This is a genomic window from Bacillus sp. 05T31 (assembly GCF_056396725.1).
Window position 1 is genome coordinate 1 of the sequence record NZ_JBFTMA010000641.1, and the last position, 2,618, is coordinate 2,618.

At 32.6% G+C, this 2,618-nt stretch carries 3 protein-coding genes and 1 pseudogene; all 4 read left to right on the plus strand.

Annotated elements, in window-relative coordinates:
- Positions 1-188: 188 nt before the first annotated feature.
- Positions 189-857: a hypothetical protein gene (locus AC1DJR_RS25705; RefSeq protein WP_477003831.1), complete on the plus strand. Its 669-nt coding sequence runs from the start codon at positions 189-191 to the stop codon at positions 855-857.
- A 148-nt stretch (positions 858-1,005) separates the two neighbouring features.
- Positions 1,006-1,689: a DNA alkylation repair protein gene (locus tag AC1DJR_RS25710; RefSeq protein WP_429688382.1), complete on the plus strand. Its 684-nt coding sequence runs from the start codon at positions 1,006-1,008 to the stop codon at positions 1,687-1,689.
- A gap of 16 nt (positions 1,690-1,705) precedes the next feature.
- Positions 1,706-2,407: a nucleotidyltransferase domain-containing protein gene (locus AC1DJR_RS25715; protein WP_477003832.1), complete on the plus strand. Its 702-nt coding sequence runs from the start codon at positions 1,706-1,708 to the stop codon at positions 2,405-2,407.
- Between the two features lie 15 nt (positions 2,408-2,422).
- Positions 2,423-2,618, plus strand: a pseudogene (locus tag AC1DJR_RS25720) (GNAT family N-acetyltransferase); the annotation flags it as partial.

The window sequence follows — 2,618 nt, forward strand, 5'->3', positions numbered from 1 at the left end:
CTACTATATTAGCAATTTTAGAGGGGGAAATGCAAAAAAACTTTTTTACAAGCGCAAAAAAGTTTGTTAAAAAGTATGTAAGATTTCACTGTTTTGCAGGTTTGAAAAAATGAAACAAGAATTAAATGAATGGAACTGTATGTAAAATGGTTTATTCATGTTTTTTGCTTTAGAAAGGAAGGATAAGTATGGAAAAACTAGCTTGTTTACATGCTCATCATTCAAATATTGAATACATTGACCGAGCATTGCAATCTTTTGGAATCGAAATACTCCATTTTGTAGATCCCATCTTATCATGCATATTAAAAAAAGATTATGATTTTGAAAAAGAACAAGCACGAAATAATTTAAAAGATATTATAAAGTATATAGCCAAAAGTGATGTAGATACACTTTTATTAACTTGTACAGATTATATTACGCTATTAGATGAGAATTTCAAAATAGACATACCTATATTGAAAATTGATGAACCATTCTTTGAAATGATTTGTCAGGTTGAAGAGCCACAGACAATACTATTTACAAATAACCGTACTGTTTCAGGAACGATGGAACGTTTAAGACTATACGCTCAGCAGAATAATAAATCCATACAAGTAAAAGTAGAAGTGATAGAAGGGATATTTGAGTTAATTATGCAAGGGCGTAAAGAAGAGCATGATGYTAAATTAGAAAAGTATTTATATGAAATTATGAAAGATAGAAACGAAATGCTTTCAGTTGCACAATTATCTATGGTAGACGCTACTACAAGGGTAGAAAATATAATAGGAAGGAACATAATAAACCCGTTGAATGCGCTAGAGGAGTATTGTATACAGAGYGTGAATGAACAACCGTGTGAAAAATAAGGAAGAGGATGTTTKTTRTTTTAAAATACATCAATAAAAATTTCACATACCGTATTWAAAAAATAAATATAGGAAAACCAAAAARTAATGTAGAATATATCGTACATACATATRTGAAGKCAACAWAAWAYATAAAAGAGGTGGATMTATGTTACTTGAAGAAGTAATGCAGCAACTAGAAGAGTATGGGACAGAACAAAACCGTAAAATCTTTAAAAATCATGGGGCAAAAGAGCCGTTATTTGGAGTTAGTTTTGCAAATTTAAAATTGTTGAAAAAGAGGATAAAAAGGGATCATGATTTAGCAATCTCATTATGGGAAACAAAAAATATGGACGCAATGACTTTAGCAACAATGATTTTAAATCCGAAGAAACTAACGTCAGATCAGCTAAATGAATGGGTTGGAGAAGTCGATTATTATTGTTTAATGGACGTTCTTATGACAGCTATATGTACGTCGCCAATCGCGATAGAAAGAATGGAAGAATGGACGAAGTCTGATGATGAATGGATTGGAAGAGCAGGTTGGTCATTATTAGCGAATATCGCTATAAAAAATAAAACGTTAGACGATGACTTTTTCTTACCGTATTTAGAAGAGATTAAAGTTCATATACATAATGAAAAAAATCGAAAAAGAGAAGCGATGAATAGAGCTTTAATTGCGATAGGGATTCGAAATGAAGCTTTAGAACAACAAGCAATTGAAATTGCACGCGAAATTGGAAAAGTAGAAGTTGATCATGGTGCGACGTCATGTAAAACACCAGATGCAGAATCCTATATGAAAAAGACAAGAGAAAGAGCTGAAAAAAAGAAAGTGAAATAAGAAAAGAGGAAAGGCTATGAAACCAATTGAAGCGGCACAAAGCATAATCACATCACAATTTCCGAATTGTGATGTTGCTTTACTAGGGGGAAGTGTTGCTAGAGGAGAGGCTACGAAAACATCTGACCTTGATATTGTAATATTCGACCAAAGTTTGTCATCTTGTTATAGAGAATCTTTCTATAGTAATGGGTGGCCTGTTGAAGTATTTGTACATAATTTTGAAACGTATAAAACCTTCTTTAAAAGTGATTGTGAGCGCGGGAGACCTTCATTACCTCAATTAGTTTCAGAAGGGATTGTGCTAAAAGGAAAAGATGAAATTGTAGAGACACTTAAAAGAGAAGCGAATGATTTATTAAATAAAGGACCAAAAAAATGGTCAGAAGAAACGATGAAGCAGAAACGCTATTTTATTACGGATACCTTGGATGATTTCATTGGTGCAACAAAGAGAGAAGAAGAATTGTTCATCGCCAATTTATTAGCTGATTTAGTACATGAATATGTTTTAAGGGTAAATGGTCARTGGMTTGGAAATTCAAAATGGTTTATTAGAGTGTTAAGAAGGTATGACGAGCAATATGCAGAACATTTTGTAGCGGCTTTTGATCATTTTTATAAAACCGAGAAGAAAAATGAATTAATTAGTTTTATAGAAAATACGTTAGAGCAGTATGGAGGAAGAGTTTTTGAAGGGTTTTCTATCGGGAAATGAAAAGGGGATAGCAAAATGAATGTACCATTCGTTCAATTAAGAGAATTGACACAAGACGATGTAGAAGATCGATATAAATGGTCATTAGATACAGAAGTAACAAAGCATTTAGTTGTACCAGAAAAATATCCACCGTTCACTCGTGAAGATACGAGAAGGTGGATTGAAGCATGCATAAGTCGAGAGAATGGTTATGAACAACGAGCTATCG

What these genes read in the sequence shown, in the direction of transcription:
- AC1DJR_RS25710 (WP_429688382.1), top strand. Translation starts at nt 1,006, where the DNA reads ATGTTACTTGAAGAAGTAATGCAGCAACTAGAAGAGTATGGGACAGAA.